Annotated in this window: 26 protein-coding genes and 1 pseudogene; 13 read left to right on the forward strand and 14 right to left on the reverse strand. The window is 60.1% G+C overall.

The features are described 5' to 3' along the window. A pseudogene (locus ACIPY9_RS16635) lies at positions 1–81 on the reverse strand (hypothetical protein); the annotation flags it as partial. 22 nt (positions 82–103) lie between these two features. Between ACIPY9_RS16635 and rpmB the strand changes: the two are divergent. Together rpmB and rpmG are read left to right on the forward strand one after the other, a co-directional pair. Next, entirely contained in the window at positions 104–286 is a 183-nt protein-coding gene (rpmB, locus tag ACIPY9_RS16640; RefSeq protein ID WP_400703864.1) for a 50S ribosomal protein L28, read from the forward strand. 10 nt (positions 287–296) lie between these two features. Next, positions 297–452, forward strand: coding sequence for a 50S ribosomal protein L33 (rpmG, locus tag ACIPY9_RS16645; protein WP_007894709.1), 156 nt, complete (start codon positions 297–299; stop codon positions 450–452). 80 nt (positions 453–532) lie between these two features. On the opposite strand, the gene ACIPY9_RS16650 is transcribed toward rpmG, so the two are convergent. Together ACIPY9_RS16650 and ACIPY9_RS16655 are read right to left on the reverse strand one after the other, a co-directional pair. Next, positions 533–736 (reverse strand): hypothetical protein, encoded by a 204-nt coding sequence (locus ACIPY9_RS16650; protein WP_400703457.1) that lies wholly within the window; start codon positions 734–736, stop codon positions 533–535. 253 nt (positions 737–989) lie between these two features. Beyond that, positions 990–1355, reverse strand: a complete 366-nt coding sequence (locus tag ACIPY9_RS16655) for a cupin domain-containing protein (protein ID WP_400703460.1) — start codon at positions 1353–1355, stop codon at positions 990–992. Positions 1356–1570: 215 nt separating this feature from the next. Between ACIPY9_RS16655 and ACIPY9_RS16660 the strand changes: the two genes are divergently transcribed. Together ACIPY9_RS16660 and ACIPY9_RS16665 are read left to right on the forward strand one after the other, a co-directional pair. Further along, the gene (locus ACIPY9_RS16660; protein WP_400703463.1) at positions 1571–3064 is read left to right on the forward strand and encodes an aldehyde dehydrogenase; all 1494 of its coding nucleotides are present in this window, start codon (positions 1571–1573) and stop codon (positions 3062–3064) included. Positions 3065–3200: 136 nt separating this feature from the next. Beyond that, positions 3201–4346 carry an MFS transporter gene (locus tag ACIPY9_RS16665; RefSeq protein ID WP_400703466.1) on the forward strand — a complete coding sequence of 382 codons (1146 nt, stop codon included), beginning with the start codon at positions 3201–3203 and terminating at the stop codon, positions 4344–4346. Here ACIPY9_RS16665 and ACIPY9_RS16670 read toward each other — a convergent pair. Both ACIPY9_RS16670 and ACIPY9_RS16675 read right to left on the reverse strand, forming a co-directional pair. Next, on the reverse strand, positions 4343–5920 hold the full coding sequence (locus ACIPY9_RS16670; protein WP_400703469.1) for a phospholipase D-like domain-containing protein: 1578 nt from the start codon (positions 5918–5920) through the stop codon (positions 4343–4345). The two genes, ACIPY9_RS16665 and ACIPY9_RS16670, sit on opposite strands and share 4 nt — an antisense overlap. A gap of 67 nt (positions 5921–5987) precedes the next feature. Further along, positions 5988–7409, reverse strand: coding sequence for a PLP-dependent aminotransferase family protein (locus ACIPY9_RS16675; protein ID WP_400703472.1), 1422 nt, complete (start codon positions 7407–7409; stop codon positions 5988–5990). A 177-nt stretch (positions 7410–7586) separates the two neighbouring features. Between ACIPY9_RS16675 and ACIPY9_RS16680 the strand changes: the two genes are divergently transcribed. Then, positions 7587–7820 carry a DUF1127 domain-containing protein gene (locus ACIPY9_RS16680; RefSeq protein ID WP_400703475.1) on the forward strand — a complete coding sequence of 78 codons (234 nt, stop codon included), beginning with the start codon at positions 7587–7589 and terminating at the stop codon, positions 7818–7820. Positions 7821–7822: 2 nt separating this feature from the next. On the opposite strand, the gene ACIPY9_RS16685 is transcribed toward ACIPY9_RS16680, so the two are convergent. Further along, the gene (locus ACIPY9_RS16685) at positions 7823–9124 is read right to left on the reverse strand and encodes an NAD(P)/FAD-dependent oxidoreductase (RefSeq protein ID WP_400703478.1); all 1302 of its coding nucleotides are present in this window, start codon (positions 9122–9124) and stop codon (positions 7823–7825) included. A 107-nt stretch (positions 9125–9231) separates the two neighbouring features. Between ACIPY9_RS16685 and ACIPY9_RS16690 the strand changes: the two genes are divergently transcribed. Continuing rightward, entirely contained in the window at positions 9232–9585 is a 354-nt protein-coding gene (locus ACIPY9_RS16690; RefSeq protein ID WP_400703481.1) for a YkgJ family cysteine cluster protein, read from the forward strand. A 73-nt stretch (positions 9586–9658) separates the two neighbouring features. Here the strand turns inward: ACIPY9_RS16690 and ACIPY9_RS16695 are convergent, their stop codons facing one another. After that, positions 9659–10147 (reverse strand): Lrp/AsnC ligand binding domain-containing protein, encoded by a 489-nt coding sequence (locus ACIPY9_RS16695; RefSeq protein ID WP_400703484.1) that lies wholly within the window; start codon positions 10145–10147, stop codon positions 9659–9661. Between the two features lie 156 nt (positions 10148–10303). On the opposite strand from ACIPY9_RS16695, the gene dadA reads away from it, so the two are divergent. From dadA to ACIPY9_RS16725, 6 genes are all read left to right on the forward strand, one after another. Continuing rightward, positions 10304–11605, forward strand: a complete 1302-nt coding sequence (gene dadA, locus ACIPY9_RS16700; RefSeq protein ID WP_400703487.1) for a D-amino acid dehydrogenase — start codon at positions 10304–10306, stop codon at positions 11603–11605. Then, positions 11577–11930 carry a RidA family protein gene (locus ACIPY9_RS16705; protein WP_400703490.1) on the forward strand — a complete coding sequence of 118 codons (354 nt, stop codon included), beginning with the start codon at positions 11577–11579 and terminating at the stop codon, positions 11928–11930. The genes dadA and ACIPY9_RS16705 overlap by 29 nt, the downstream gene beginning before the upstream one ends. Before the next feature lie 110 nt (positions 11931–12040). Next, complete coding sequence (gene alr, locus ACIPY9_RS16710) at positions 12041–13108, forward strand: alanine racemase (RefSeq protein ID WP_400703493.1); 1068 nt, start codon at positions 12041–12043, stop codon at positions 13106–13108. Between the two features lie 124 nt (positions 13109–13232). After that, the gene (locus ACIPY9_RS16715) at positions 13233–13781 is read left to right on the forward strand and encodes a cupin domain-containing protein (protein ID WP_400703496.1); all 549 of its coding nucleotides are present in this window, start codon (positions 13233–13235) and stop codon (positions 13779–13781) included. A 182-nt stretch (positions 13782–13963) separates the two neighbouring features. After that, positions 13964–14386, forward strand: a complete 423-nt coding sequence (locus tag ACIPY9_RS16720) for a c-type cytochrome (RefSeq protein WP_400703499.1) — start codon at positions 13964–13966, stop codon at positions 14384–14386. A gap of 270 nt (positions 14387–14656) precedes the next feature. After that, positions 14657–16588 (forward strand): acetyl-CoA hydrolase/transferase C-terminal domain-containing protein, encoded by a 1932-nt coding sequence (locus ACIPY9_RS16725; RefSeq protein WP_400703502.1) that lies wholly within the window; start codon positions 14657–14659, stop codon positions 16586–16588. On the opposite strand, the gene ACIPY9_RS16730 is transcribed toward ACIPY9_RS16725, so the two are convergent. Genes ACIPY9_RS16730 through ACIPY9_RS16750 form a run of 5 tightly spaced genes read right to left on the reverse strand, consistent with a single transcriptional unit; the run spans position 16577 to position 20418 of the window. Further along, positions 16577–16996 (reverse strand): DUF6691 family protein, encoded by a 420-nt coding sequence (locus ACIPY9_RS16730; protein ID WP_400703505.1) that lies wholly within the window; start codon positions 16994–16996, stop codon positions 16577–16579. The two genes, ACIPY9_RS16725 and ACIPY9_RS16730, sit on opposite strands and share 12 nt — an antisense overlap. Positions 16997–16998: 2 nt before the next feature. Continuing rightward, positions 16999–17430: a YeeE/YedE family protein gene (locus ACIPY9_RS16735; RefSeq protein WP_400703508.1), complete on the reverse strand. Its 432-nt coding sequence runs from the start codon at positions 17428–17430 to the stop codon at positions 16999–17001. Between the two features lie 13 nt (positions 17431–17443). Next, complete coding sequence (locus ACIPY9_RS16740; RefSeq protein WP_400703511.1) at positions 17444–18259, reverse strand: sulfite exporter TauE/SafE family protein; 816 nt, start codon at positions 18257–18259, stop codon at positions 17444–17446. After that, positions 18252–19505 carry an FAD/NAD(P)-binding oxidoreductase gene (locus ACIPY9_RS16745; RefSeq protein WP_400703514.1) on the reverse strand — a complete coding sequence of 418 codons (1254 nt, stop codon included), beginning with the start codon at positions 19503–19505 and terminating at the stop codon, positions 18252–18254. Before ACIPY9_RS16745 ends, ACIPY9_RS16740 begins: the two co-directional genes overlap by 8 nt. A 28-nt stretch (positions 19506–19533) precedes the next feature. After that, positions 19534–20418 (reverse strand): MBL fold metallo-hydrolase, encoded by an 885-nt coding sequence (locus tag ACIPY9_RS16750; RefSeq protein ID WP_400703867.1) that lies wholly within the window; start codon positions 20416–20418, stop codon positions 19534–19536. Between the two features lie 270 nt (positions 20419–20688). Between ACIPY9_RS16750 and ACIPY9_RS16755 the strand changes: the two genes are divergently transcribed. Then, a complete protein-coding gene (locus ACIPY9_RS16755; RefSeq protein ID WP_400703517.1) occupies positions 20689–22008 on the forward strand; it encodes a sigma-54 interaction domain-containing protein in 1320 nt (439 codons plus the stop codon). Positions 22009–22011: 3 nt separating this feature from the next. On the opposite strand, the gene ACIPY9_RS16760 is transcribed toward ACIPY9_RS16755, so the two are convergent. Further along, entirely contained in the window at positions 22012–22581 is a 570-nt protein-coding gene (locus ACIPY9_RS16760) for a xanthine phosphoribosyltransferase (RefSeq protein WP_400703520.1), read from the reverse strand. A gap of 54 nt (positions 22582–22635) precedes the next feature. After that, positions 22636–24645, reverse strand: a complete 2010-nt coding sequence (gene rep, locus ACIPY9_RS16765; protein ID WP_400703523.1) for a DNA helicase Rep — start codon at positions 24643–24645, stop codon at positions 22636–22638. Positions 24646–24827: the final 182 nt, after the last annotated feature.

Here is a 24827-nt window from a genome sequence, read left to right on the forward strand (position 1 = left end):
CACGCCGGGCGTATCGGTGGGGATCAGGGCCAGGCTGATGCCCAGATCCTCTTCGTCGCCCAACAGGTGATCGGGGTCATAAGCACCGGTAACCGGGAATAACATTTCCCACGCAAACAACAAAACCCGTCGTCGTTTCCTGCCAAACCTGCAGCATCATCGCTTCTGGGTTGAAGGCGAGAAGCGTTTTGTTCGTCTGCGCGTATCTGCTAAAGGCATGCGTATCATCGACAAGCGCGGCATCGAAGCTGTGCTTGCTGATCTGCGCCGCGACGGCAAAATCTAAGGAGATAATCATGCGTGAATTGATTCGTTTGATCTCGAGCGCCGGTACTGGTCACTTCTACACTACCGACAAGAACAAACGTACTACTCCGGACAAAATCGAAATCAAAAAATTCGATCCGGTTGTACGCAAGCACGTGATCTACAAAGAAGGCAAAATCAAGTAATTGATTCTGTCTCCTGCAAAAAAGCCCGCATCGCTGCGGGCTTTTTTGTGCCTGTCTTTTACGACTTCAGGCGCCTGGCGTCAGCCAAAGGTGAAACCTGAAATCAGGCCGGCGGCATCTGTTTCCACATGGATACGGTTCAGGTCGAATTCCCGGCTGCTGACATCCTTGTCGCCCAGAACGCGCGGGCGCCCGGTCAGTTCGCCGATGTAAGCCTTGATGCTTGGTACGTAGCGGCTGCCAATGAGGTATTGAAGGGCCTGGGTAATCTGTTCGTTCGTCATGTTCATATTCCTTTATGAATGATGTCCAGAATGGACGCCTCTAGGGTTTGTACGTAAAGTGGCTGCGCTCGGTCATGCTGCGTTAAAAACCGGCTCGTGCGCGAGTCCGATCGGAATGCTCATTGACAACCCGTCAAGTCGAGCGCGACTCCGACCGTTCCTCGCCGTTTTTTGCCTTGCCTGACCTTCGCTCGCCGACTTTTCGTACAGAACCTAGGGTCGCCTGTTCGGGAAGGCTTCATGCGTTATTCAGTTATATACCCTTGGCCTCGAACACCACATAAATCTTGCGGCATGTTTCCAGCACTTCCCAGGTGCCCTTGAAACCTGCCGGGATCACGAACCGGTCTCCTGCCCGCAGGGTCTTGGCGTTTCCCTCTTCGTCTCGCAGCACTGAAACGCCCTGCACGATTTCGCAATATTCATGCTCGGTGTAATGAACCCGCCATTGCCCGGTTTCGCCTTCCCACACCCCGGCATTCATCTGCCCACACGGGCTGTTGTAGTGGTTGTAGACCGTTTGCAGCGGGTCGCCCTTGAAGATCTTTTCTGGTGCGGGACGGTAATGCTCGGCGGTTGTACGGGTTTCGCTGAAGTCGACAATACTTTCGATGCCCATGTTTCCCCCTGACAATGAACGTGATGGTGTTTGGATGAGGCCCGGCTTCAATAGTGCCGTGGCATTCATGAATCGTCGTTTAATAAAATCAACATATTCGGGCGCTAATTGCCATTTCTGTCAAATATATTGGATTTAACAGGGCGCTGGTTTAGGGTGACGGATACTTTGGGGTGCGGCACTGGCGCCCATACCATCAAAAGGAGGACATGCGTATGACCACTCTGACTCATGCTGACTGGGAAAAACGTGCCCGGGACTTGAAGATCGAAGGCCGTGCCTTCATTCAGGGCGAGTACACCGCTGCGGCTTCAGGTGCTACTTTCGATTGCCTCAGCCCGGTGGATGGCCGGTTGCTGGCCAAGGTTGCCAGTTGTGATGATGCCGACGCCCAGCGCGCCGTAGAGAGCGCTCGTAACGTCTTCAATGCCGGTGCCTGGTCGCGCATGGCACCGGTCAAGCGCAAGGCCACGATGATCCGCTTTGCCGGCCTGCTGAAAAAACACGTCGAAGAACTCGCCCTGCTTGAAACCCTGGACATGGGCAAGCCGATCAGCGACTCGTTCAGCATCGATGTTCCAGGTGCTGCGCAGGCGTTGAGCTGGAGTGGCGAGGCCATCGACAAGCTGTACGACGAAGTGGCCGCAACGCCGCACGATCAGTTGGGCCTGGTGACGCGTGAGCCGGTGGGTGTCGTGGCCGCCATCGTGCCGTGGAACTTCCCCTTGCTGATGGCCTGCTGGAAGCTTGGCCCTGCGCTGTCTACAGGCAATTCGGTCATCCTCAAGCCGTCTGAAAAGTCTCCGCTGACGGCCATCCGTATCGCGCAACTGGCGATTGAGGCCGGTATTCCGGCGGGCGTGCTCAATGTGCTGCCGGGGTACGGCCATACCGTTGGCAAGGCGCTGGCTCTGCATATGGATGTGGATACGGTGGTGTTCACCGGTTCGACCAGAATTGCCAAGCAGTTGCTGGTCTACTCGGGCGAGTCGAACATGAAACGTGTCTGGCTGGAGGCGGGTGGCAAAAGCCCGAATATCGTCTTTGCCGATGCGCCGAATCTACAGGCCGCCGCCGAAGCTGCGGCCAGCGCCATCGCTTTCAACCAGGGCGAAGTCTGCACGGCCGGTTCGCGCCTGTTGGTCGAGCGCTCCATCAAGGACCGGTTTCTGCCGCTGGTGATCGAGGCCCTCAAGGCCTGGAAGCCCGGCAACCCGCTGGACCCGGCCACGACCGTGGGTGCCCTGGTCGATACCCAGCAGATGAATACCGTGCTGTCGTACATCGAGGCCGGTCATACCGATGGCGCCAGACTGGTCGCGGGCGGTAAACGCATTCTGGAAGAAACGGGCGGTACCTATGTCGAGCCGACCATTTTCGACGGGGTGAACAATGCGATGAAAATCGCCCGGGAAGAAATCTTCGGGCCGGTGCTGTCCGTGTTGACCTTCGACAGCGCCGAAGAGGCCATCCAGATTGCCAACGACACGCAATATGGCCTGGCAGCGGCAGTGTGGACGGCGGACTTGTCCAAGGCACACCTCACAGCCAAGGCCTTGCGGGCCGGTAGCGTATGGGTCAACCAGTATGACGGCGGCGATATGACTGCGCCGTTCGGTGGCTTCAAGCAGTCGGGTAACGGCCGCGACAAGTCGCTGCATGCGTTCGACAAATACACCGAACTGAAATCGACCTGGATCAAACTGTAAAGCTCCCGTAGGAGCGGATTCATCCGCGAAAGGGCCGGTACCTCCGCAAGAGATGTATCGGCCTGGACTGCCGTTTTCGCGGATGAATCCGCTCCTACACACAAGCTGCACAAGATTTAACCCGCTGGAGCTGGAAATGCGTTGGGGTACTTATTTCGCCGTGCTGGCCTCGGTATTGAGCGTCGGCCTGGCGGTGGGCGTCAGCATGCCGCTGGTTTCCCTGCGGCTGGAAAGCTGGGGCTATGGCGCATTTGCCATTGGCATCATGGCGGCGATGCCTGCGATCGGCGTGTTGCTGGGGGCCGGGCTGGCCAGTCGACTGGCCGCACGCTTCGGCACGGTGAATCTGATGCGCCTTTGCCTGTGGGCCGGCGCGTTTTCGGTCGGTCTGCTGGCGCTGTTGCCTCATTACGAAATCTGGCTGGTTCTGCGTCTGATGCTGGGCGTGATCCTGACCATCGTTTTCATCCTGGGTGAAAGCTGGATCAACCAGTTGGTGGTCGAGCGTTTGCGAGGCCGTCTGGTAGCGCTGTATGGCAGCAGCTATGCCTTGAGCCAACTGGCCGGGCCGCTATTGCTGGGTGTGATCGGAACCGAAGCCGATTACGGTTTCTGGATTGGCGTGGCGTTGCTGGTCAGTTCGCCGTTGTTGCTGCTTGGACGTTCGGGAGCGCCTGCGACAGAGGCGTGTGCCGTGACGTTTCGGGACCTGCTCGGTTTTTGCCGGGGGATGCCTGCCATCGCCTGGGCCGTTTCGCTGTTTGCCGCCTTTGAGGCGCTGATCCTGACGCTCTTGCCGGTCTATTGCCTGCGCGAGGGCTTCACCCCGGAAGTTGCGCTGATGATGGTCAGTACCGTGGTGGTGGGAGATGCGTTGTTGCAATTGCCGATCGGCATGCTGGCGGACCGGGTTTCGCGCCGCACCCTGTTTTCAGGGTGTGCGGCGTCCTTGCTGGTGTCCAGCCTGTTGATTCCCTTGTTGATCGATACGGTATTGATCTGGCCGTTGTGGGTGCTGTTCGGTGCCAGTGCCGGTGGCCTGTTCACCCTGTCGCTGATCCTGATTGGCGAGCGCTACCGCGATGATGCGCTGGTGCGCGCCAATGCCCATGTCGCCCAGCTCTGGGGAATTGGCTGTCTGGTCGGACCTTTGGTTGCAGGGGCTGGCAGTCAGTGGGTCAGCGGTCATGCCTTGCCGTTGATGATGGCGGCGGGTGCACTCGGGCTGGTGATGCTGTCACTGAAGGACAATGCCTTCGGCGGCAAGCCCCTGGCGGCTTAGAGCATTTTTTCGAGGCCGATGGCCTTGCTGACCCAGGAATTGAGGCGTCGCCACCAGTCGCCTGGTTCCTTGTGCAGGGTATGCATCTGGCCATTGTCTTCGGTGACCCACACCACCTGGCCGTTTTCCAGCTTCGCTTCGTAGCTCAAGGCGGGCGCCATCCCTTGCAGCGTCAGCTCGCGCAGGTCTTCGGCCAGTTCCGGGCTGTCTACCAGCACACCGACTTCGGTGTTCCAGAGCACCGAGCGCGGATCGAAGTTGAATGAGCCGACAAAAATCTTCTGGCGGTCGAAAATCATCGCCTTGCTGTGCAGGCTCGAGTCAGAGCTGGTCAGGAACGAATGCTTCTTGAACAGGTGCGGGCCACTGCCGTTGCTGCCTTGATCGCCGGGCTGGCGACGCAACTCGAAGAGTTTCACGCCGTGCTCCAGCAACGCCTTGCGGTACGGCGCGTAGCCGCCATGGACGGCCGGTACGTCGGTGGCTTCCAGCGAGTTGGTCAGCAGGCTGACCGACACGCCTGCATCGGCGCGATTGGTGAGATAAAGCAGACCGGCTTCGCCCGGAACGAAATACGCCGAGATCAGCATCAGTTCCTGATGCGCTTTCAGCAGTTCCGGGGCCAGTTGTGTCGTGAGCAACAGGTGCGGATCGGGCTCGCCCCGCGCCAGAACCTTGGTCGGTGCGTCCCACAGGGCCTGGTTATGCGCCCAGACCAGCTCGTTGAGCCAGTCCTTCAGGCGAGGCCGTGTCTTGTAGGCCATCAAGCGCTCATACAAGGCCTTGTGCTCGCGATGGGCGATTTCCAGCGAGGTGGTCAGGCGCTCACGGGCTTTGGTCAGGTCGTCCTGGGTCGGCAGGATGTAGATGAACTCATCGATAGGCTTGCTCAGCGCGCTGTTCCAGTATTGATCGAAGCTGTGCTCCAGTTGTGTGGCGACGGGGCCGACGCTGAGCATGTCGATATCGGTGAAGTTCAGATGGGGTTCGGCATCGAAATATTCATCGCCCAGGTTACGGCCTCCGACGATGGCCACGCTGCTGTCGGCCAGCCACAACTTGTTGTGCATGCGCCTGTGTTGTCGCGACAGGTTCATCAGGCGCCCGAAGCTGCGTGTCACGCCGGTTTCACGCCCCAGATTCTGTGGGTTGAACAGGCGGATCTGGATGTTCGGGTGAGCGGCGAGGGTGGCGATGGCCTGATCGAGCCCGTCGCTGGTGGTGTCGTCCAGCAGGATGCGCACCCGCACGCCCCGGTCGGCGGCCTTGAGCAGTTCATCGATCAGGGCGCGGGTGCTCAGGCCGTCATGGACGATGTAGTACTGAAGATCCAGGCTGGTCCTGGCGCTGCGGATCAATTCGGCACGTGCCGTGAATGCATCGCTGCTGTCGGACAGCAAGCGAAACCCCGAGCGTCCTTCGTGAGGCATGGCCAGGGTCTGGATGGCGCGGCCAAAGGCTGAGCCGGACGGTGGCAGGGCCTGGCTCGGCTCGTTGGGAACGCTGAGGTGGGTGCAGCCACTGAGGCTCAGCGCAACCAGCAGGCAAAGGGGCAAGGCCCATGAGTTCTTCAAATTGTGTGTCCGTCGGCAGGGTTTCGACTGCGATATGACCCTGAAATGGCGGAAAGATTTTCGGGCGTCAGTCGTTTTGTGCGCTCAGTTTCGCAATCATCAGGCCGACCTTGCGTACAGCACTTTCGATTTCGGGTGTCGGTTTGGCAGCGTAGTTCATTCGCAGGCAATTCCGGTATTTTCCGGAGGCCGAGAAAATGCTGCCCACCGCAATCTGCACCCCTTGATCCCGTAGCTCACGGTTCAGGCGCAAGGTGTCGAAATCCTCCGCCAGTTCCACCCACAGCATGAAGCTGCCTTGAGGTCGGCTGGCGCGTGTCCCTTCCGGAAAGTAACGCATGACCCAGTCGATCATCTGGTCGCGTCCTCGCTGGTATTGCGTGCGCATGCGGCGCAGGTGCGGTTCGTAGTGCCCGGCCTGGATGAATTCGGCAATGGCCAGTTGCGGCTGTGGAGCCGTCGAGCCGGTGCTGATGTATTTCATGTGCAGCACGCGCTCCAGGTAGCGTCCCGGAGCGACCCAGCCGATCCGCAGGCCGGGTGCGAGTGTCTTGGAAAACGAGCTGCACAGCAGGACGCGGCCATCCTCATCGAAAGACTTGATGGTGCGCGGGCGAGGGTAGTTGTAGGACAGGTCGCCATACACATCGTCCTCGATGATTGCCACGTCGAAGCGCTGGGCCAGTGTCAGCAGGGCGCGCTTGCGTTCTTCGGGCATCACGTAGCCCAGCGGGTTGTTGCAACTGGGCGTCAGCTGTATGGCTTTGATCGGCCATTGTTCCAGTGCAAGTTCCAGGGCTTCGAGGCTGATGCCCGTCAGTGGATCGGTGGGGATTTCCAGCGCCTTCATGCCCAGGCCCTTGAGGGTCTGCATGGCTCCGAAGAAGCTGGGGGAGTCCACCGCCACGATGTCGCCCGGCGAGCAGATGGCGCGAATGCTGGCCGAAAGGGCCTCATGGCAACCGGTGGTGATGATCAGGTCGTTGGCAGTGAGGTTGCAGCCGGAGTCCAGCAGCAGGCGTGCAATCTGTTCGCGAAGTGTATGGACGCCATGAATGTTGTCGTAATACAGACCGGGCATGTCCTGATGGCGGCTCAGCTGGCTCAAGGAGCGCAGCAGTGGCTTGAGCGTCGGGCTGCTGATGTCCGGCATGCCGCGTCCCAGTTGCGTCACCGCCTGGGCTGGCGAGACGCGAATCAGGTCCAGCACCTGTTCCCACTGAGAGATATCCACAGGCCGTTGCACCGGGCGGCCCACGGCAGGCAGGGCCGGTGCCTTTCTGCTGGCGGGCACGAAATAACCCGACTTGGGTCTGGGAGCTGCCAGCCCGTTGTCTTCCAGTACCCGATACGCCTGCTGAACGGTGCTCAGGCTGACGCCATGCTCAAGGCTCAATGCCCGAACCGAGGGCAACCGGTCACCGGGGCGATAGAAGCCGCTCTCGATGCGGGTACCCAGCAGTTCGGCAAGGTTGACGTAGAGCGTCATGGCGTACTCTCTAAAGAGGTTTGAATGAAGAAGCAGTACAGATTGGGCAAAAATATAGCATTCAGTGCGAATTTTGGTTGATCTGTATGTAAATAAATAATTGTTTTTGAATCTGTAATGGTTTCGCTTTCCTCTTCATCATGCAATCACACCAAAACGCGATGGAGGGATCTGCAAATGAACGGGCTGAGCGATGTGCGGGTAGCGCCTCACGGCCAGGTGCTGGATAAAAGTGGTTCGAGAGAGACCAAGGCGAACACTCAACCCAACATGAGCCGCTGGGCGTTGTACTGTCACCGTCTGGCCTCCCGACGCGCCTTGATGCGACTGACCGACGATCAGTTGCGCGATATAGGGCTCAATGCCGATCAGGCGATGGCCGAAGCCATGAAGCCTTTCTGGAAGCTCTGAGTTCAGCGCAGTTCTTTGAGGCGATGCCAGAGCATTCCCAGTGCCAGCAATGGCGAGCGCAGGTATTTGCCACCGGGGAAGGTCATGTGCGGCACCCTGGAAAACAGCTCGAAGCCATCGCTGTGCTGTCCGGCGATGGCTTCGGCCAGTAACCGGCCTGCCAGGTGTGTGGCATTGAGGCCGTGGCCGGCATAGGCCTGGGCGTAGAACACATTCGGCTGGTCCGGGAGTTTCCCGATCTGCGGCAGGCGATTGGCACCGATACCGATCATTCCACCCCATTGATAGTCGATCTTCGCGTCGGCCAGTTGAGGGAATACGTCAAGCATCTTGGGCCGCATGTAGGCGGCGATGTCTTGCGGGTCACGTCCTGAATAATGACAGGCACCCCCGAACAGCAGGCGACGGTCGGCCGAGAGCCGGTAGTAATCCACCGTTACGCGCTGATCACAGATCGCCATGTCCTGTGGGATCAGCTCGGCCGCCTGTGCGGGGCTTAACGGTTCGGTCGCAATGATGTAGCTGCCGGCCGGTAGAACCTTGCCGCCCAGCTCCGGGTTCAGGCCGTTCATGTAAGCATTGCAGGCCAGCACCAGGGTTGTGGCCTGTACCGAGCCTTGCGCGGTATGCACCTTGACCTGTGGGCCGTAGTCGATGCGCTCCACACGGGAGTGCTCGAACACGCGGACCCCCAGCGATTGGGCGACAGCCGCTTCGCCCAGGGCAAGGTTCAGCGGGTGCAGATGCCCGGAGCCCATATCGATCAGGCCGCCGACATAGCGATTGGAACCGACGACGCTGTGCATGTCTTCCGGTTGCAGCAGTTGCAACGTGTGGCGATAGCCCAGGCTGCGCAGTTCTTCGGCATCCTCGGCAAAGCCGGCAAAATCACGCGGCTTGTTCGCCACGTCGCAATAACCCCACTTCAGGTCGCAGTCGATGCCATGGCGTTCGACCCGCTGACGGACGATCTCGACCGCTTCGATGCCCATCAACTTGAGTTGCCGCACGCCGTCATGACCGATGACTGAGGTGAACTGTTCCAGATCATGGCCGACACCCCGGATCAGTTGCCCGCCATTGCGTCCGCTGGCGCCCCAGCCAATCTTTCGCGCCTCAAGCAAGGCCACGCTCAAGCCGCGTTCGGCCAGTTCGATGGCCGTGTTCAGCCCGGAAAACCCACCGCCGATCACGCACACATCGACCTTCAACTCGCCTTGCAATACAGGGTGATCCGGTTGTGGATGGCTGCTGGCGGTGTAGTAGGAGGCGGCGTGCTGGTTGGGATGGACCCGTGCGTTCATGGAGTGATCCTGTGGACGGCCTTTGACATTCACAAGGAGGATAAGCGGCTGTCATGGGCCTGCCAACTGAGGCAGAATCGCGCCATTGTGTTTGGGTGGTCGATTCAATGAGCTGCAACCGTCAGAAAGTCCGCGATTTGCGTCGCCAGATTCCCTCGTTCGAGTGCGTGCCCGGCTGCCATGACTGCTGTGGTCCGGTGACCACTTCGCCGGAAGAAATGTCCCGCCTGCCGCGCAAGACCGCTGCCGAGCAGGAAGCGGCCTTGAACGAACTGAACTGCGTGCATCTCGGCCCTCAGGGATGCACGGTGTATGACGAGCGCCCCCTGATCTGTCGCCTGTTCGGCACCACGCCGACCTTGCCATGCCCGAACGGGCGTCGACCTGTGGAGATGATCCATCCCAGGGTCGAGAAGCAGATCCATGAGTACATGGCCTCGACCCGGCAGGTGCTGGTGTAGCCGGTCTGTGTGTAGGAGTGAATTCATTCGCGAACAATTCGCGGATAAATCCGCTCCTACACAGCCTGCACCGTCAATCTGCAATCGGCAGGTTCAGGCTTTCTTTCACTTCTTCCATCACGATATAGCTCTTGGACTCCCGTACGTGCGGCAGCTTGAGCAGGATGTCGCCCAGCAGTTTGCGGTAGGACGCCATTTCCGAGATGCGTGCCTTGACCAGATAGTCGAAGTCACCTGACACCAGATGGCACTCCAGCACATGGGGCAGTTTCAGAATCGCCCGACGGAACTCGTCGAAGGTGTCGCCCGATTTGTAGTCCAGACTGATTTCCACGAAGACCAGCAGGCTGGCCTTGAGGTGCTGAGGGTTGAGGCGGGCGTTGTAGCCCATGATGATGCCCTCGCGCTCCAGCCTGCGAACCCGCTCCGTGCAGGGCGTGGTGGACAGGCCGACCCGCTCGCCCAGCTCCGTGAACGAGATGCGCCCGTCCGCCTGGAGGATGCGCAGGATATTGCGGTCGATCTTGTCCAGCTCACGTTTTGACTGGTGTTGAGTTCGCACGGGTGATTTCCCCTCTACTAAAGCGTTCTTTGCCGAGAATTAGCTCCGAATATACGCATTTATATAGTGAGAATCACTGCTCGATGCTCCATATACTGCACACATTCCTGCTTAAAACTTCAAACGTCAGCGGATATCCGCGATGAGGTCATCGACATGCGTGTTCTGGTCCTGGGTAGTGGTGTGATCGGTACAACCAGTGCCTATTATCTGGCTCGGGCTGGTTTCCAGGTCACGGTGGTGGACCGTCAGCCAGCCGTTGCCATGGAAACCAGCTTTGCCAACGCTGGCCAGGTTTCGCCAGGCTATGCATCGCCATGGGCTGCGCCGGGTGTGCCGCTCAAGGCGATCAAATGGCTGCTGCAACGTCATGCCCCGCTGGCGATCAAGGCGACAGCCGATATCGACCAATATCTGTGGATGGCGCAGATGCTGCGCAACTGCACGGCCAGCCGCTATGCCGTGAACAAGGAGCGCATGGTGCGTCTGTCCGAGTACAGCCGTGATTGCCTCGACGAACTGCGCATCGAAACCGGTATTGCCTATGAAGGCCGCAGCCTGGGTACCACACAGTTGTTCCGCACCCAGGAGCAACTGGATAACGCTGCCAAGGACATTGCCGTGCTCGAACAGTCCGGCGTGCCTTATGAATTACTGGACCGCGACGGCATTGCCCGCGTCGAGCCTGCGTTGGCGAACGTCACCCATAAGCTGAGTGGCGCGTTGCGTCTGCCTAACGATCAGACGGGCGATTGCCAGTTGTTCACCTCTCGACTGGCGGAAATGGCGGTCAATCTGGGCGTCGAGTTCCGTTACGGGCAGTCCATCGAACGGCTTGATCATGTGGGCGACCGTATCAACGGCGTCTGGATCGACGGCAAGCTGGAAACCGCAGACCGCTACGTGCTGGCGCTGGGCAGTTACTCGCCCCAGTTGCTCAAGCCGCTGGGCATCCGCGCACCGGTCTACCCGTTGAAAGGGTATTCGCTGACCGTGCCGATCACTCAGGCAGACATGGCACCGACCTCGACCATCCTCGATGAAACCTACAAGGTTGCGATTACCCGTTTCGACAATCGCATTCGCGTGGGCGGCATGGCGGAAATCGCCGGTTTCGACCTGTCGCTCAACCCGCGTCGCCGCGAAACGCTGGAGATGATCGTCGACGACCTCTATCCTCAAGGCGGTGACCTGGACCGTGCCGATTTCTGGACCGGACTGCGCCCGGCCACACCGGATGGCACGCCGATCGTGGGCGCAACGCCATTCCGCAATCTGTTCCTCAATACCGGCCACGGAACACTGGGCTGGACCATGGCTTGCGGCTCCGGGCGTTTGCTGGCCGATCTCATGGCGAGCAAAAAACCGCAGATCAGCGCCGAAGGCCTCGATATTTCTCGCTACGGCAGCACCAAGGAGAACGCAAAACATGTCAATCCAGCGCCAGCTCACCAATGAGCGCATGAGTCAGATCGTCGTCCACAATGGCACCGTTTATCTGGCGGGCCAGGTGGGTGATGACATGAGTGCCGGGATCGAACAACAGACACGTGAGACCCTCGACAGCATTGAGCGCTTGCTGGATCTGGCCGGGACCGACAAAAACCGCATCCTGTCGGTCACGATCTACCTGAAGGACATCGATGCCCACTTTGCCGGAATGAACAGCGTCTGGGACAAGTGGCTGCCAAAAGGCGTCGCACCTGCGCGGGCGACGGTCGAGGCCAAGTTGTGTGAACCGGAGATTCTGGTCGAGCTTTCAGTGGTTGCGGCGTTGCCATAACCCTGGGCTGTATTCATTCGTGCAGGCGTGGGTCTTCGCGAATGAATTCGCTCCTACAGGACGGGGGCCAGACGTTACCTTTAATTTTTTTATATCAGAACTATTCAGCCATGCGTCCATCCCGTGCCCTCATCGATCTTCAAGCCTTGCGCCACAATTACCGACTGGCTCGTGAAAGCACCGGTGCCAAGGCGCTCGCCGTCATCAAGGCCGATGCCTATGGTCATGGTGCCGTGCGTGTGGCCCAGGCCCTGGAAGCCGAAGCCAACGGGTTTGCCGTGGCGTGTATCGAAGAGGCGCTGGAGTTGCGCGAAGCGGGCATTCGCGCGCCGATCCTGTTGCTGGAAGGTTTTTTCGAGGCCGACGAACTGGCGCTGATTGTCGAACATGACCTGTGGTTCGTCGTGCATTCGACATGGCAGTTGGACGCAATCGAGAAGGCGCACATTGGCAAGCCCCTGACCGTGTGGCTCAAGCTCGACACCGGCATGCATCGTGTGGGCCTGCACCCGTCCGAATATCAGGCGGGTTATCAGCGCCTGCTGGCGACCGGCAAGGTGGCGAAGATCGTCTTGATGAGCCACTTCGCGCGTGCCGACGAGCTGGACAGTCCACGCAGCGACGAGCAGCTCGCCGTATTCGAGGCTGCTCGTCAGGGGCTGCTTGCAGAAGTCAGCCTGCGTAACTCGCCTGCCGTGCTGGGCTGGCCGAATATTCCCAGCGACTGGGTGCGCCCCGGCATCATGCTGTACGGGGCCACACCCTTCGATCAGCCTCAGGCCCTGGCCGATCGCTTGCAGCCGGTCATGACGCTGGAATCGAAAGTCATCTGCGTGCGCGAATTGCCTGCGGGAGAACCCGTCGGCTACGGTGCGGCGTTCGTCACTGAGCGCACGACACGTGTGGGGGTGGTTGCCGTGGGGTACGCCGACGGCTACCCGCGCCAGGCTCCGACCGGAACGCCCGTCTGGATCGACGGCCAGCCGAGCCAACTGTTAGGGCGTGTGTCCATGGACATGCTGTGCGTGGACCTGACCGACTTGCCCCAGGCCGGGCTGGGCAGTCAGGTCGAACTGTGGGGTAAAAACGTGCTGGCCAGCGATGTGGCGGCGCGGGCTGGCACCATTCCGTACCAGATCTTCTGCAATCTGCGGCGTGTACCGCGTATCTACTCATAACTTCCCGTCTGCCCAGCTTCCTGGTACGGCCGGTTAAAGTCCGAGGTGTTGTAAATACTGAACGCTGTTGCCATCATGGCGTTCATCTCGACTTTAACCTTACCGAACCAGGGGGAATGCCGCATTGGACGTCGGTGAACGGCTGCAATCCATTCGCAAGCTCAAGGGCCTGTCCCAGCGTGAACTCGCCAAGCGTGCAGGTGTGACCAACAGCACCATCTCCATGATCGAGAAGAACAGCGTCAGCCCTTCGATCAGTTCCCTGCGCAAGGTGCTGGGCGGCATTCCCATGTCCATGGTCGAGTTCTTTTCCGAAGAGCTTGAACCCGAAAATCCGACCCAGGTGGTCTACAAGGCCAGCGAGCTGATCGATATATCGGACGGTGCCGTGACCATGAAACTGGTGGGCAAGTCGCACCCTGGCCGGGCCATCGCCTTTCTCAACGAAATCTACCCGCCAGGCGCCGATACCGGTGAAGAAATGCTGGTGCACGAAGGCGAGGAAACCGGAATTCTGGTCGAGGGACGGCTGGAATTGGTCGTCGGTCTGGACACCTACATCCTCGAAGCGGGCGACAGCTACTATTTTGAAAGTACCCGACCGCATCGATTCCGCAATCCGTTCGATATTCCGGCGCGACTAATCAGCGCAGCCACACCGGCCAATTTCTGATCGGAAAGCGCGCAAGCGCCTCATGTATACGGGCTGGCAGCTCAGGCACCCCCTGAACGGGTTATCAGGCTAATAACCATTCTTCTTGTAGGGGTGTTTCGGGCCCAAGGGCTAGCCGTTATAATTCGCCGGCCTGCCAAACCGTGGTCGCGGGCGTGATTAGTCACCATGAGGGTGTAAGCGTGAACCTGATAAACAAGATACTGGCAGTGGCTGCCATGTTGGCTTTTTGGGCATTCAACGCTCAGGCAGCGACGAATGATGAAATTGCCAAACGACTGGAACCGGTCGGACAGGTCTGTATTCAAGGCAAGGAATGCGCAGGTATGGCAGTCACCGCATCAGCCGGTGGCGGCAGCGCAAAAACGCCGGACGATGTCATCGCCAAACACTGCACCGCCTGCCACAGCGTTGGCCTGCTGGGCGCTCCGAAAATCGGTGATGGTGCCGCCTGGGGCGAACGCGCCAAGAAAGAAGGCGGTCTAGACGGCCTGCTGGCCAAAGCCATCACCGGCGTCAACGCCATGCCACCCAAAGGCACCTGTGGCGACTGCTCCGATGCCGAGCTCAAAGGCGCCATCGAGAAAATGTCCGGCCTGAAATAAGCCGCACGCTGCACAAAAAGCCGCCATGGACTGCCTGAGCCATGGCGGCTTTTTTGTGGGTGTTCACAGGGAAACGCACTTCTAAAGTGGGAGCGGCCTTGGCCGCGAAAGCGCGGTATCAGGCGATAAATATTGACGGGATGTACCAACGTTTTTGCAAGCAAGCAGAGCGATGCCAAGCCCGTCCTGTAAGAAATCCCGCCCCACGCCGCAACGCTGCCCACTGACGACGGTCCAACCTCCATCGCGCCATAATCCCGGAGAGTCTGGATGCCGAAGTCCTGTTCCATCGAGCAAGCCGTCGATCATGTGCTCGCGCAGTTGCCCGAGCATATTCATATGGGCATGCCTTTGGGGCTGGGCAAGCCCAATCGGTTCGTCAATGCGTTGTACGAACGCATCAGGCAACTTCCCGAGCGGCAACTGACGATCTATACCGCCTTGAGCCTGGGGCGGCCGACGGCGGGCGAAGGGTTGCAGGCGCGTTTTCTGGAACCGTTCCTGGAGCGGGTTTTCGGGGATTACCCGGAGCTGGAGTTTCTGGCCGCTCTGCGTCGCGACAGCCTGCCGCCGAACATTCATATCCAGCAGTTCTTCATGCAGCCGGGCAGCCTGCTCCATAGCGATACCGCCCAGCAGAGCTACGTCAGCAGCAATTACAGCCATGCGGCGCGGGATATCAATGCCTGTGGCTTGAACCTCATCGGCCAACTGGTCGCCCGCGATGAGCAGCATCCCGGCAAGCTGAGCCTGAGTTGTAACCCCGACGTGACCCTCGACCTGCTGCCGAGGATCGCCAAACGACGGGCGGCGGGCGAGACGATTCTGCTGCTGGGTCAGGTCCACGCCGATCTGCCCTATATGCCGGGAGATTCGGAGCTGGATGTCGACGCGTTCGATCTGCTGCTGGATGAGGAAGAGCGTAGCGTTCTGTTCTCGACTCCCAACATGCCGGTGGGCTTTCAGGACCATTTCATCGGCCTGCATGCCAGTACGCTGGTGCGCGATGGTGGCACCTTACAGATCGGCATCGGCTCCATGGGCGACGCGCTGACCGCCGCGCTGCTGGCCCGACAGGCCAACAACGAAACCTATCGCGGTCTGTTGGCCGAGTTGAACATGAGCAACTGGCAAACCATGATCGACCGGGAGGGTGGTACCCAGCCGTTTGCCACCGGGCTTTACGGGTGCAGCGAAATGTTCGTCAACGGCCTGCTGGTACTGGCCGATGCCGGTATCGTGCGGCGCAAGGTGTATGCCGATGCCGAGCTGCAACGGCTGGCCAACCTCGGGACCCTCGATGAAAGTGTCCACCCCGATGGCGTCGTGCTGCACGGCGGATTCTTTCTGGGGCCGCAGAGTTTTTATGAGCGCTTGCGTGAGCTGCCTGCCGAGCGGCTGGCACAGTTCAACATGACGGCCATCAGCTACATCAACGAGCTGTATGGCAATGAAGAGCTCAAGCGTCTGCAGCGCCGCGATGCGCGCTTTATCAACAGCGCCTTCACCATGACGCTGATGGGCGCGGCAGTGTCCGACCAACTGGACGATGGCCGTGTGCTCAGCGGCGTCGGCGGCCAATACAACTTCGTGTCCCAGGCCCATGCACTGGAAGATGCGCGCTCCATTCTGATCCTGCGCAGCTGGCGCGAGTCGGGAGGCGAGGTCAGTTCCAATATCGTCTGGAACTATGGCCATACGACGGTCCCTCGGCATCTGCGCGACATTGTCGTGACCGAGTACGGCATTGCCGATCTGCGCGGCCAGACCGATGCCACGGTGATCGAGCGCCTGCTGAACATCAGTGACTCGCGCTTTCAGAGCGGTCTGATCGAACAGGCACAGAAGGCCGGCAAGCTCCCGAGGGATTTCCACCTCGATCCGCGCTTTACCCAGAACACGCCCGAGCGTTTGCAGGACATCGCGTCCCGTTACCCGACGTTGTTCACCGAATATCCATTGGGCTGCGATTTCACGGCGCAAGAGCGCGATCTGTTGCGGGCCTTGAACTGGCTCAAGAGCAAATTCAAGCTCACCGAGATTCTGGAGCTGGGCAAGGCCACGCTGGATGCGCCCGAGCCTGCGGCTTATACCGAGCACCTGGAGCGTATGCAACTCGCCCAGCCTCAAGGCTTGCGCGAAGAGTTGTACCAGCGCCTGCTGCTGGCCGGGTTGCAGAACTCTGCCGGGTCAGCGTGTTGAGCGATGCTCCAGCACACGAAAGATCAGCATGCCCGCCAGCATTGAAAGAACAAAAACCAGCGGTTGCCACTGAGCCGTCAGCAGCGTCGCAACGGCCGGCCCCGGACACAGCCCGGCAACGCCCCAGCCGATGCCGAACAGCAGGCTGCCTCCGACAAGTCGTTTGTCCAGCGTACGGCTGACGGGCAGTTGCATGGGCGCGCCGAGCAATGACTGGCGGCGTTTGCCAGCCCAGCGAAACGGCAAGAAGGCCACGACGATAGCGCCGACCATGACCAGCGCCAGTGAAGGGTCCCATTGCCCCGCAAGGTCGAGAAAGCCCAGAACCTTGGCCGGATTGGTCATGCCCGCCATCAGCAGACCGAGGCCAAAAAGCACGCCTGCCAACAGGGCTGTGAATGTACGCATGGTCAGATCCCCGACAGATGGCGAAGCATGAAGACTGTGGCGAAACCCGCCAGCATGAAGGTCATGGTCGCCACCATCGAACGTGGAGAAAGGCGGGCGATCCCGCACACGCCATGACCGCTGGTACAGCCGGAGCCATAGCGTGTCCCGATACCGACCAGCAGACCTGCCACGATCAGGCCGGGCCATGAGGTTTCAAACGACATGGCAGGCAAGGCGCTGAACAATCCCCAGATCAGGGGGGCGATCAGCAGGCCGAGCATGAACAGTGCTTTCTCGCTGCGACCTTCACCGGGTTGCAGCAGGCTGCTCAGCAAACCGCTGATACCGGTAATGCGCCCGTTGGCCAGCACAAACAGGCTGGCGGCCAGCCCGATCAGCAGGCCACCTGCCAGTGCGGACCAGGGGGTGAAGTGAAGCCAGTCGATAACCATCGTGATCGTCCTCTCAAGCCATGACGCTGAACATCAACAAGGCCGCAGCAATCCATCCGGCGATGGCAAACAGTTGCTGCAAGCGCGGGCCTGCAAGGTAGCGGGAAACCTGCCTGCCAACCATCAGGCCAATCACTGCTCCCAGCGCGAACGGAGCGCCGACGCTCCAGTGCATGACGCCGGCCAGCGATGCCGTGATCACGCTGCCGGTCGAGACCAGTGCAATGACGGCCAGTGAGGTGGCAACGACGCTTTTCATGTTCAGGTCGCTGTAGCGGGTCAGTGCCGGAATGATCACAAAGCCACCTCCTACACCGATCAACCCCGACAGCAGCCCCGACGTCATGCCGGTCAACGTCAGGGCCCGGACACAGGGCATTGTCCAACGTAGTCGACCTTGCAGCGGATTGAGCACACAAGGCAAGACTTCCTGACGACAGGCGGGTGGCCCGTCTTTCAGCTCGTGATGGGCTTTCAGGAAGATCCGCCCGCAGGCATACAGCATCACGGCACAGAAGATCAGTACCAGCGGTGTATTGGGCACGCGATGGGCGACCCACAGACCCAATGGTGCCATCAGCACACCGACCCCGGCGATATAGGCCGCGGCGCGGTAGCGGACAATGCCCTGTCTCAGGCCCAGCACCGCGCCGAGCGCCGCCGCCATGCCCACGGCAAGCAGGCCGATGGGGGCGGCCTCGACCATTGATAATCCCAGGCCGAAAACCAGCAACGGCACGGCCAGAATGCCGCCACCTGCACCGGTCAGTGCAAGCACGGCACCAATGATCGTGCCCAGAGCTGCGCCCAGCAGTTGATGCTCATCCATGTTGGGCGACAGCCTCTTTGGGGCTGGCCAGCCATTCGCGGCCCCGGAGCATGCCTTGCCAGTACAGCGGGGGCAGCACACGTTCTTTCAGCCACCAGGCCAACCGTGTTGGCTGGCGTCCATCCAGCAGCCAGCTTGGAAAGCTGGGGGCAACCTTGCCGCCATAGGTGAATTCGGCCAGCACAATCTTGCCCCGCTCCACGGTGAGCGGGCAGGAGCCGTAACCGTCGTAAACGGCCTGTTTCGAGGTGCGTCCCAGTGCCGCCAGCACGTTGATGGCCACCACGGGAGCCTGCTTACGGGCTGCCGCTGCCGTTTTGGCATTGGTGGTATTGGTGGCATCGCCCAGGCAGAACACATTGGAGAACCGACGATGCACCAGCGTCGCCGGGTTCACGTCCAGCCAGCCTGCCGCATCGGCCAGAGGGCTTGAGCGAATGAAGTCCGGGGCTGTCTGGGGCGGTACGACATGCAACATGTCGAAGCCTTGCTCGAGGGTTTCGGTGGTGCCGTCGGCTCGGGTCTGTATGAAGGTTGCGCGCTTCGCAGGGCCATTGACGGCCACCAGCCTGTGGCTGAATTGCAGGTCGATGGCGTAACGCTCAACGTACTTCATCAGCGCGGGCACATAGTCCGGCACACCGAACAGCACGGCCCCGGCGTTGTAGAACCGGGTGTTGATCTGCGCCAGATGGCCGGACCTGAGCCAGTGATCGCAGGACAGGTACATCGCTTTCTGAGGTGCGCCAGCGCATTTGATGGGCATCGGGGGCTGGGTGAACAGGGCCTGTCCGCCCTTGAGATTCTGGACCAGTTCCCAGGTGTAGGAGGCCAGATCGTATCGATAGTTGGAGGTGACGCCATTGGCCCCCAGGGTTTCGACCAGGCCATCGATCGCCGCCCAGTCCAGCTTCAGGCCGGGACAGACAATCAGTTGTTCATAGCCGAGAACACGACCGTCCTCCAGCGTCACGGCATTGTGGTCGGGCTCGAAGGTTGCCACGGCGGCCTTGATCCACTGCACGCCCTTGGGGATCAGCGAGGCCATGCTGCGTGCGGTCGACTGAGGTTTGAATACCCCCGCACCGACCAGCGTCCAGCCCGGTTGGTAATAATGCGTGTCGGCGGGATCGACGATGGCGATCTCCAGCGAAGCGTCGCGGGCCAGCAGGCTCGACGCGGTCGCTATACCGGCAGCTCCGCCACCGACGATCAGGATCTGGTGGGTTGTGGTTGTCAGGGTCATGGCATGTTTTCCAGAGGCACGCAGCGATTCAAAGGACGTTAAGCGGGATTTTCAGGTAGCGGATGCCGTTGTCTTCCGGCTCCGGCAAGTGGCCGCAGCGCATGTTGATCTGCACCGACGGCAACATCAGGACCGGCATGTCCAGGGTCGCGTCCCGTGCTTCGCGCATGCTGACGAAGGCGTCTTCGTCGATGCCTTCATGCACATGGATGTTGTGGGCGCGCTGCTCGGCCACGGTGGTCATGTATTGCAGCTCACGGCCATTGGGCAGGTAGTCATGGCACATGAACAGCCGGGTCTTGGGGGGCAGGCTCAGAATCCGCTGGATGGAACGGTACAGCGTTCGGGCATCGGCCCCCGGGAAGTCGCAACGGGCGGTGCCGTAATCGGGCATGAACAGCGTATCGCCAACGAACGCGACCGTTTCGTCGCCTGCCTGAACCGTATAGGTCATGCAGGCAGGCGTATGGCCGGGCGTGTGTAATGCCCGGGCCTGAAGTGACCCGATGGAGAAGGTGGCATTGTCATCCAGCAATACATCGAATTGAGTGCCGTCGCGGGCGAATTCTGCGGGGGCATTGAACAGCTCGCCGAAAACCTGCTGCACGGCTGTGATATGGCTGCCGATGGCGATCTGGCCACCCAGTTGTTGTTTCAGGTACGGCGCGGCCGAGACATGGTCGGCATGGACGTGGGTTTCCAGTATCCATTGCACCGACGCTTCCAGGGCGCGGACGCGTTCGATCAGGCGATCGGCCGAGTCGGTGCGGGTGCGTCCGGATTTCGGGTCGTAATCGAGCACACTGTCGATCAGTGCGCACTGCCGACTGGCCTGGTCCATCACCAGATAACTGACTGTCCATGTGTGACGGTCGAACAGTGCTTCGACGTATAACGTTTCGCCAATGATCATGGCGGCATCCCCCGTGGCTGCAAATGGCATGACTTCCTCAATCGTAGTCAGGCAGCGATTGGCAGTCTTTGTTTGTCATTGTCAATAAGCATGCCAATCGATGCTGGTGGGCTGGAGGCCTTGAAAACCCTTGATCCCGGTCAATGGAAGGCGGATGGCGCAGCGTCCGTTCGTTGAAATGACTGCCATGTTTTGGCAGTCATTTGGCAGTGATTGGCAGGTCGTGGCAGTCAATTGCGTTAAGCTGTGCGCCGGTCAACAGGAGCGCTCATGTCATTCATCGCAGGTCACCTCCCCGGAAGTCAGATGCAGTCTCTGGTGTCTTACCTTGAGCACGACGAGCGTCCGACCATCGTTCTGGACACGCACTACAACATCATTGCCGCCAATACGGCCTACCAACGTCAGTTCGGAGTCGAGGGCAGGCCCCATGTTGGCGAGAAGTGCTACCGGGTTTCCCATCAGTTCGCCGTACCCTGCGATCAGGCGGGGGAGCATTGCCCGATGCGCAAGGCCCATGAAACCCGTCTGCCGGAGCGGTTGCTGCATATCCATCACACGCCGCGCGGCCCTGAGCATGTGGACGTGGAGCTGCGCCCGATCCTCGACGATCAGGGGGTTGTCATTGCTTATGTCGAACGCCTGAGCAGCGTGGCCGTGGCCTCGGTTCAGCCACAACAGCAGGGGTTGGTGGGGCGCTCGGCAGCGTTCAAGCGGGTGCTGGCCGAGCTTCAGCGTGCCGCGCCTGCGCAGATTCCGGTTCTGCTGCAAGGTGAGTCGGGCACCGGCAAGGAGCTGTTTGCCCGTGCCCTGCATGCCAGCAGCTCAAGGGTCAACGGTCCGCTGGTGGTGGTCGATTGCACGGGGTTGACCGAAACCTTGCTGGAAAGCGAGCTGTTCGGCTACGAGAAAGGGGCGTTCACCGGTGCCCTGCAACGCAAGACAGGCCTGGCCGAAGCGGCCCATGGCGGCACACTGTTTCTCGATGAGATCGGTGAGGTTCCGCTGGCGATGCAGGTCAAGCTGTTGAGGCTGATCGAGTCCGGCAGCTTTCGTCCTGTGGGGAGCCTGAGAACGGTGCATTCGGATTTCCGGCTGGTCTGCGCCACCCACAAGCCGCTCAAGGACATGGTGGCCGAAGGCAGCTTCCGCCAGGACCTGTTCTACCGCATCAGCGGTTTTCCGATCCGGCTGCCCGCCTTGCGCGAGCGCAGCGAAGATTTGCCACTGTTGATCGACAGCCTGTTGCAGCGCTCGTCGCAGGTCGGCGTTCCACGTATCGATCCGGCGGCGATGCAGCGGCTTTGCCTCTATCACTACCCCGGCAATATCCGCGAGCTGCGCAACATCCTCGAACGCGCCCGGTTGTTCACCGACGACGGCATCATTCGGGTTCAGGACTTGCCTGCCGAGGTTCAGGGGAGTGCGGAGGCCCACTTATCGGGGTCAGGTCGCAAGGACGACGGGATGGAGAAACTGGCCCATGCGCTGAGCGTGTTCAAGGGCTCGCGCAGTGAACTGGCCAGAGAGCTGGGGTTGAGCGAGCGCACCTTGTACCGCCGCTTGCGTGCGCTCGGTGTGGCTGACTGACGCCTACTTGAAGGTCACTACGCCGCCTACCAGCGACTCGACCCGTGCCAGGGATTCGACGCGATAGCCCTGCGCATCCAGTTCGGCGCGGCCGCCCTGGAAGGACTTCTCGATCACGATGCCCAGCCCGGCGACGTTGGCGCCTGCCTGCTTGATGATCGAAATCAGGGCCTGCGACGCTTTGCCGTTGGCCAGGAAGTCATCGATGATCAGCACGTTGTCCTGGCTGTTCAGGTGCCGTGGCGAGATGGCGACCGTGCTTTCGGTCTGCTTGGTGAAGGAGTACACCGTGGCCGACAGCAGGTTTTCCGTCAGGGTCAGCGACTGATGCTTGCGCGCGAAGATCACCGGCACGCCCAGGTTCAGACCGGTCATCACCGCCGGGGCAATGCCCGAGGCTTCGATGGTGACGATCTTGGTGATGCCTGCATCCGCGAACAGCCGGGCAAACTCGTCACCGATGGCTTTCATCAATACCGGGTCGATCTGATGGTTGAGAAACGCATCGACCTTCAAGACCTGATCGGAAAGCACGATGCCTTCCTCGCGAATTTTCTTGTGCAGTGCTTCCACTTCGGTTCCTCGGGCGCGCCAGTGCGCAATAAATGATCGTTTTCTGTACAGGTATCAACGCTTGAGCATGGCGCGTATGTCCGCCAAGGCTGTATTGCCGCGTACGGCCTTCACTTCAGTGGGCGTATCGTCGTTGCCTTCCCAGGCCAGATCGTCCGGCGGCAGTTCATCCAGGAAGCGGCTGGGCGCGCAGTCGATGATTTCACCGTACTGCTTGCGCTTGGCGGCAAAGGTGAACGCCAGCGTCTGCCGTGCACGGGTAATGCCAACGTAGGCCAGACGGCGTTCTTCCTCGATGGTGTCGGCTTCGATGCTGGAGCGGTGCGGCAGGATTTCCTCTTCCATGCCCATGATGAACACGTAAGGGAACTCCAGACCCTTGGAGGCATGCAGGGTCATCATCTGTACGCCTTCGGCACCGTCTTCCTCTTCCTGCTGACGCTCGAGCATGTCGCGCAGGACCAGCTTGCCGATGGCCTCTTCGATGGTCATGCCGCCATCTTCGTCTTTTTCCAGAGTGTTCTTCAGCGCTTCGATCAGGAACCAGACGTTGCCCATCCGGTAGTCGGCGGCCTTGTCACTGGAGCTGTTTTGGCGAATCCAGTTCTCGTAGTCGATGTCCATGACCATGCTGCGTAGCGCGGCAATCGGGTCGTTCTGTGCGCACTGCTGGCGTACGCCGTCCATCCAGCGCTTGAAGCGCTGCAGGCGATCGGTAAAACGGCTGTCCAGATGCTCGCCGAGGCCGATTTCCTCGGTGGCGGCGTACATCGACACCTTACGCTCGGTGGCGTAGTTACCGAGTTTTTCCAGCGTGGTGGAGCCGATTTCCCGGCGCGGGACGTTGATGACCCGCAGGAAGGCGTTATCGTCGTCCGGGTTCACCAGCAGGCGGAAGTAGGCCATCAGGTCTTTCACTTCCTGGCGCCCGAAGAAACTGTTGCCGCCCGACAGGCGATAGGGAATCTGATGGTGCTGCAGTTTCAGCTCGATCAGCTTGGCCTGGTAGTTGCCGCGATAGAGGATGGCGAAATCGCTGTAGGGGCGGTCGGTACGCAGGTGCAGGGTGAGGATTTCCATCGCCACCCGTTCGGCTTCGGCGTCCTCGTTGCGGCAACGGATCACACGGATTTCGTCGCCGTGGCCCATCTCGCTCCACAACTGCTTCTCGAAGGCGTGGGGGTTGTTGGAGATCAACACGTTGGCGCAGCGCAGGATGCGGCTGGTGGAGCGATAGTTCTGCTCCAGCATCACGACTTTCAGCGACGGGTAGTCTTCCTTGAGCAGCATCAGGTTTTCCGGCCGCGCCCCGCGCCAGGCGTAGATCGACTGGTCATCGTCGCCTACGACCGTGAACTGGTGGCGGGTGCCGATCAACAGCTTGACCAGCAAATACTGGCTGGCGTTGGTGTCCTGATATTCGTCCACCAGCAGGTAGCGGACCTTGTTCTGCCACTTTTCCAGAATGTCGGCGTGTTCCTGGAACAGCTTGACCGGCAACAGGATCAGGTCGTCGAAGTCCACCGCGTTGTACGCCTTGAGCGTGCGCTGATAGTGGGTGTAGACGATGGCCGCTGTCTGCTCCTTGGGGTTGCGGGCATTGGCCAGCGCTTCGGGGGGCAGGATCAGGTCGTTCTTCCAGGCACCGATCATGTTCTTGATCTCGTCGACGCCGTCGTCGCCCGAGTATTCCTTCTGCATGATGTCGGTCATCAGGGCCTTGACGTCGGTTTCGTCGAAGATCGAGAAGCCCGGCTTGTAGCCCAGTCGCACATGCTCCTTGCGGATGATGTTCAGGCCCAGGTTATGGAAGGTCGAAACCGTCAGGCCGCGACCTTCGCCGCCCCTGAGCAGGGTACCGACCCGCTCCTTCATTTCGCGCGCCGCCTTGTTGGTAAAGGTCATGGCCACGATGTACTGGGCACGGATGCCGCAGTTCTGGATCAGATGGGCGATCTTGCGTGTGATCACGCTGGTCTTGCCGGAGCCTGCACCGGCGAGCACCAAAAGAGGGCCGCCGACATAGTTCACGGCTTCCTGCTGCCGGGGATTGAGTCGGGACATGGCGGTATCAGAGGGTCATTTGCAAAAAGGTCGGGCATTTTAACAGGACGGCGCGTTTATGCAGTGTTCATCGTTGAAAGGGAGTGACGGCTATCTAATTTTTTTGTTTTTGTTACATTTGCCGGCAGCGCAAAGATGCGCCCATTGGTCGCACCCGTTGAGTGGCCAGCTACCGGTTTTTC

Origin of the sequence: Pseudomonas sp. NPDC089734 (assembly GCF_044748865.1) — a bacterium.
Taxonomy (GTDB): Bacteria; Pseudomonadota; Gammaproteobacteria; order Pseudomonadales; family Pseudomonadaceae; genus Aquipseudomonas.

Excerpts from the sequence above, each read along its gene's own strand:
- ACIPY9_RS16650 (WP_400703457.1), bottom strand. The coding sequence starts at position 736 with ATGACGAACGAACAGATTACCCAGGCCCTTCAATACCTCATTGGCAGC.
- ACIPY9_RS16660 (WP_400703463.1), top strand. The coding sequence starts at position 1,571 with ATGACCACTCTGACTCATGCTGACTGGGAAAAACGTGCCCGGGACTTG.
- ACIPY9_RS16705 (WP_400703490.1), top strand. The coding sequence starts at position 11,577 with ATGTCAATCCAGCGCCAGCTCACCAATGAGCGCATGAGTCAGATCGTC.
- ACIPY9_RS16730 (WP_400703505.1), bottom strand. The coding sequence starts at position 16,996 with ATGCGTACATTCACAGCCCTGTTGGCAGGCGTGCTTTTTGGCCTCGGT.
- ACIPY9_RS16755 (WP_400703517.1), top strand. The coding sequence starts at position 20,689 with ATGTCATTCATCGCAGGTCACCTCCCCGGAAGTCAGATGCAGTCTCTG.
- ACIPY9_RS16725 (WP_400703502.1), top strand. The coding sequence starts at position 14,657 with ATGCCGAAGTCCTGTTCCATCGAGCAAGCCGTCGATCATGTGCTCGCG.
- ACIPY9_RS16680 (WP_400703475.1), top strand. The coding sequence starts at position 7,587 with ATGAACGGGCTGAGCGATGTGCGGGTAGCGCCTCACGGCCAGGTGCTG.
- ACIPY9_RS16690 (WP_400703481.1), top strand. The coding sequence starts at position 9,232 with ATGAGCTGCAACCGTCAGAAAGTCCGCGATTTGCGTCGCCAGATTCCC.
- dadA (WP_400703487.1), top strand. The coding sequence starts at position 10,304 with ATGCGTGTTCTGGTCCTGGGTAGTGGTGTGATCGGTACAACCAGTGCC.
- rpmG (WP_007894709.1), top strand. The coding sequence starts at position 297 with ATGCGTGAATTGATTCGTTTGATCTCGAGCGCCGGTACTGGTCACTTC.
- rep (WP_400703523.1), bottom strand. The coding sequence starts at position 24,645 with ATGTCCCGACTCAATCCCCGGCAGCAGGAAGCCGTGAACTATGTCGGC.
- ACIPY9_RS16740 (WP_400703511.1), bottom strand. The coding sequence starts at position 18,259 with ATGGATGAGCATCAACTGCTGGGCGCAGCTCTGGGCACGATCATTGGT.
- ACIPY9_RS16735 (WP_400703508.1), bottom strand. The coding sequence starts at position 17,430 with ATGGTTATCGACTGGCTTCACTTCACCCCCTGGTCCGCACTGGCAGGT.
- alr (WP_400703493.1), top strand. The coding sequence starts at position 12,041 with ATGCGTCCATCCCGTGCCCTCATCGATCTTCAAGCCTTGCGCCACAAT.
- ACIPY9_RS16665 (WP_400703466.1), top strand. The coding sequence starts at position 3,201 with ATGCGTTGGGGTACTTATTTCGCCGTGCTGGCCTCGGTATTGAGCGTC.
- ACIPY9_RS16675 (WP_400703472.1), bottom strand. The coding sequence starts at position 7,409 with ATGACGCTCTACGTCAACCTTGCCGAACTGCTGGGTACCCGCATCGAG.
- ACIPY9_RS16750 (WP_400703867.1), bottom strand. The coding sequence starts at position 20,418 with ATGATCATTGGCGAAACGTTATACGTCGAAGCACTGTTCGACCGTCAC.
- ACIPY9_RS16745 (WP_400703514.1), bottom strand. The coding sequence starts at position 19,505 with ATGACCCTGACAACCACAACCCACCAGATCCTGATCGTCGGTGGCGGA.
- ACIPY9_RS16655 (WP_400703460.1), bottom strand. The coding sequence starts at position 1,355 with ATGGGCATCGAAAGTATTGTCGACTTCAGCGAAACCCGTACAACCGCC.
- ACIPY9_RS16685 (WP_400703478.1), bottom strand. The coding sequence starts at position 9,124 with ATGAACGCACGGGTCCATCCCAACCAGCACGCCGCCTCCTACTACACC.